General features: G+C 29.3%; 5 protein-coding genes. 2 read left to right on the top strand and 3 right to left on the bottom strand.

The window, feature by feature from the left end:
* The first annotated feature begins 79 nt into the window (after positions 1-79).
* Positions 80-418 carry a hypothetical protein gene (locus ACTHW2_RS11435; RefSeq protein WP_442264050.1) on the top strand — a complete coding sequence of 113 codons (339 nt, stop codon included), beginning with the start codon at positions 80-82 and terminating at the stop codon, positions 416-418.
* An 84-nt stretch (positions 419-502) separates the two neighbouring features.
* On the top strand, positions 503-1,909 hold the full coding sequence (locus ACTHW2_RS11430) for an APC family permease (RefSeq protein ID WP_442264049.1): 1,407 nt from the start codon (positions 503-505) through the stop codon (positions 1,907-1,909).
* Positions 1,910-2,052: 143 nt separating this feature from the next.
* Here ACTHW2_RS11430 and ACTHW2_RS11425 read toward each other — a convergent pair whose 3' ends face one another.
* Genes ACTHW2_RS11425 through ACTHW2_RS11415 form a run of 3 tightly spaced genes read right to left on the bottom strand, consistent with a single transcriptional unit; the run spans position 2,053 to position 3,893 of the window.
* Positions 2,053-2,868: a YfjL-like protein gene (locus ACTHW2_RS11425; protein ID WP_442264048.1), complete on the bottom strand. Its 816-nt coding sequence runs from the start codon at positions 2,866-2,868 to the stop codon at positions 2,053-2,055.
* Entirely contained in the window at positions 2,858-3,406 is a 549-nt protein-coding gene (locus ACTHW2_RS11420; RefSeq protein ID WP_442264047.1) for a zf-HC2 domain-containing protein, read from the bottom strand. The genes ACTHW2_RS11425 and ACTHW2_RS11420 overlap by 11 nt, the downstream gene beginning before the upstream one ends.
* Complete coding sequence (locus ACTHW2_RS11415; protein ID WP_442264046.1) at positions 3,399-3,893, bottom strand: RNA polymerase sigma factor; 495 nt, start codon at positions 3,891-3,893, stop codon at positions 3,399-3,401. Before ACTHW2_RS11415 ends, ACTHW2_RS11420 begins: the two co-directional genes overlap by 8 nt.
* Between the last annotated feature and the right edge of the window lie 275 nt (positions 3,894-4,168).

Below are 4,168 nucleotides of genomic sequence, written 5' to 3'. Positions count from 1 at the left end.
TGTAAATAAACGTAGTAAATATGCGAGTTGTAGAGTTCTGCAACGAGCTATATAGTAGATATTAATAAGGAGGAATATTATGACAGCAAATAAATTAATATTTAATAGCATCGAAAACCTTAAAAACCTTATAACAAACAACCTAATTAAAAACACAGACACAATTGTAGAGGCTACAAGCGGGAATACAGGTATCAAGGTTGAAAGTCACAGAATACAAGGTGTTTCAGATGAATTTATTCCGGAAATAGTTAAACTAGATAGTTTAGATGAAATAATATCCGTAGATGATGGAGATTCTATAGTAATGGCTCAAAAATTAGCATCTGACCTAGGACTAGGTGTAGGCATTTCTTCAGGAGCTATTTTTTTTAATTTATATCTTTTTATATTTTATATTTACTGCACTATATATTAGAGTTTTCATTATATAGGTTTTTTATTTGTAATTTTGGGTATATATATAAGATAAGATTTTTAGAAAAACAAAGGAGAGTTTCAATTGAAAAAGAAAGCAAAATTAAAAAAGAGTCTTAACCCCATGAATGTTTGGGCGTTAGCTCTAGGTAGTATAATAGGTTGGGGTGCGTTCGTATTGCCTGGCAACCTATTTTTAAATTCAGCAGGACCACTTGGTACTGCTATCGGAATGACAATAGGTGCTTTAATTATGTCTATAATAGTTATAAGCTATGGATATATGGTAGAAAAGTTTCCAGTTGCTGGAGGAGAGTTCGCCTTTTCTTTTGAAGGATTTAATAGACATCACGCTTTTATTTGTTCGTGGTTTTTAGGTTTATCTTATTTGTCTATAGTTCCATTAAATGCTACAGCACTTGGACTTATTGGAAGATTTATGTTCCCTGGAATACTGCAAAAAGGATTTCTTTATTCTGTTGCAGGATGGGAAGTATATGCTGGCGAAGTAATATTTGCAAGTATAATACTTATTTTATTTGCTTATACAAGTATAAAGGGTATGGAAATATCTGGTAGACTTCAAACTATAATGGCTTTTATAATAGTAGGTGCCATATTTGTTTTAACAGCTGTTTCTATTATAAGTAATAAAACTCAAATAAGTAATTTACAGCCCCTCTTTAACTCAGAAGGCAGTAAAGTTGGAGGTATACTTTCAATAATAGCAATAGCCCCATGGATATATGTAGGCTTTGATTCAATACCTCAAGCAGCTGAAGAGTTTAAGTTTCCACCTAGAAAAGCATTAGGAGTAATGATAGGATCACTTCTTATAGGAGCACTACTATATATATGTATGAATACATTAACGGCTATGGCTTTTCCTTGGAATGAATTTATAGGTACTAACCCAGAATGGGCAACAGGTGAAGCTGTCCAGTCTATTATGGGTAACTTTGGTCTTGTAATATTAGGATTTGCACTTCTATCCTCAATATTAGCAGGAATACTAGGATTTTATATGGCAGGAAGTAGACTACTTCTTTCTATGTCTAGGGCTAAAGCATTACCTCAATGGTTTGGTAAGATACATCCCAAATATAACACACCTAGTAATTCTATAAAGTTTATCTTATTAGTTTCTTTAATAGCCCCTTGGTTTGGTAGACAAGTTTTAAAATGGGTAGTAGATACAGCTTCAGTGGGCGCAGCTATAGGTTACTTTTATACATGCGCTGCAGCATTTAAAGTACAAGTACGTGAAAAAGAAAGTGCTGGTCTAAGGTTTTTTAGTATACTTGGGTCTGTTCTTTCATTAGGATTTGTGGGACTACTTATAATCCCTGGAATGCCTTCTTATTTATCACAGCCATCAAGGATTGCTTTATTTGCATGGATTATACTAGGATTTGTTTTTTATGCATTTTCTTTTAAAACATACAATGAACTTTCTCCAGAAAGTCTTAGAAAATTGATCATAAAAAAATAAAATAAGATTATAAAATTTTATTCTTTAATAAAACTTTATAAATATAAGCTCCTCTTATAGTAAACAGATTGATAAAATCTGATACTAAAGAGGAGCTTTTGATATCTATGATGATAAATAACCCTCTAGCCTGGGAGCAACTTCTACTCCTCATTTTCTTTTTTATATTCCTCAATTTCTTTCATTTTTTTATCCTCTTCTTCATAATATTTCTTTGTTTCTTTTATATTTTTTTCTACACGTCTTTCTAGACCTTCTTTATATATATCATCATATAGAAAGTCTTTTACCATTAATCCTTCTTCATAATTTTGTTTTTCATCTTTAGGCTTTTGTAAAGTTATATCCACGCTATAAAAAGGAAGATTATAATCATCAAATATTTCTTTCACATATTTTAGCCCATCTATCATAGTTTCTTTATCTTGATATTGTGTTTCAAAATATAAAACTAAATGTCCTTGATTCCTACCTATCTCTTTTATATCATATTTTTTGTCTAATTCTAAATGACTAAAATTATTGTTTTTATCCCAAAGTTGTCCATAGGCAATATCGATTGTATCTGGAAAATCATCAACTACAATGTCTACTAATTTACGGTATTCTGAATTTATCCTTTGCCAGGTATTCCATTTGCTGAGTACATTATCTTTATAATTATCATAATGAACCTTTCCTGTGCCTGTAAAATTAATTTCAAAATGAGTGTCTATACTTTTATCTGACCTTGCACGAACAAAATATCTACCATCTTTAAAATTATAAACTGCATCTTCTAATCTTAAATCTAAATCATTATAATTTTTATTTACATATTCTTTAGCCTTTTTATTTACAATCATCTTTGAGATAGGATTTCCAACAAGTCCATTTGCAATAACTAATAGGCCCCCAATAATTGCAAAAGCTGCAAGTCCTGCTAAGATCTTTTTAGTCTTACTTTTTTTAATCTTCATATCTTTTCTCCTTTCCAAAAGCATATTTTAATAAAAAACCTATAATTAGACCAATCATGCATAAACCTGCATATATAGCTGACCAATATATAGGAGTAAAAAATACCCCGATTATCATTCCTTCTCTAAGCATACCTTCTCCTATATATTTTATAAAAAGCCATATATATGAAAAGAAAAATAGGGACATAGCCACATAATATGATTTTTTATCTAATGCAAAATATCCTATTACTCCAATAGCAGGCATAATTAAAATATTATAAAACATATCCATACTTTCAGAAAGTGCTAAGCCTAACATAGAAGTAATTACTATAAATATTATAGAAACTATAAAAAGTTGTTTTTTTATCTTAGATATAATATTGCTTTCATCCATAGCTATCTCCTCATTATTAAAGTTTTCGTAGATTTTCTCACAAGTTTCACAACTCTTTAAATGATCTTTAACTAGATCTTTACTATCTTGACTTGCTACCTTATCTTTTACAAGTGGCATCAAATCCAAACAAGTGTCACAGGATATCTTATTCATACTTATAACCCTCCTTTATAAGCCTTTCTCTTAACTTCCTTTTAGTACGAAAATCAATAACCCTAGCAGAACCTTCCGATATGTTAAATCTACTTGATATTTCATAAAAAGAATACCCTTCTATCCTCATCATAACTATATCCCTTGTTCTATCATCTTCTATAGATAAAAGTTCTATTATTCTATTTGATAGTTCATTTTCAAATAAAAGATTCTCCGGTGAAGAATCTTCCCAAATATAATATTGTATAAATATATCAAGCGATCTAGTATCTTTTTCTCTTCTAAGATGTTCATACCATTTATGTCTTGCTATTGAAAAAAGCCAAGTCTTTATACTAGACTTTCCTTTGAAATTTGCGATCGACTTTATAGCACTAAGAAAAGTCTCTGAGGTTAAGTCTTCTGAAAGAGTTTTATCATGAGTGATATTTATGAGATATGCAAATATATCTTTTTTATATTTTTCATATAAATCTTTTATCATAAAGATCAAATCACCCTTTCATAATATTAGTGTAAACAAATAGTATTTTGTTACAGATTTTTTAAAGTTTTTATATGTTTTTTATCTTTTATCTTATATTAAGCCTACATTTAAAATCATACTCATGAAAATTATTTATATATTAACATATATAATATAGTCACTACAATTATTTATCACATAAAAGCATAAAATTGATTGATTTTTCTCTTTAGGGTTATAAATATAGATAGTTGCAGAATGTGATTTTTAAAAATATCTGTGTTATCCACAAG

It is taken from the genome of Tissierella sp. (genome assembly GCF_052089545.1).
In the GTDB taxonomy this organism is placed as follows: Bacteria; Bacillota; Clostridia; order Tissierellales; family Tissierellaceae; genus Tissierella_A.
Note: the sequence above shows the minus strand (reverse complement) of the source record. Positions and strands in the feature narration are given on the sequence as shown.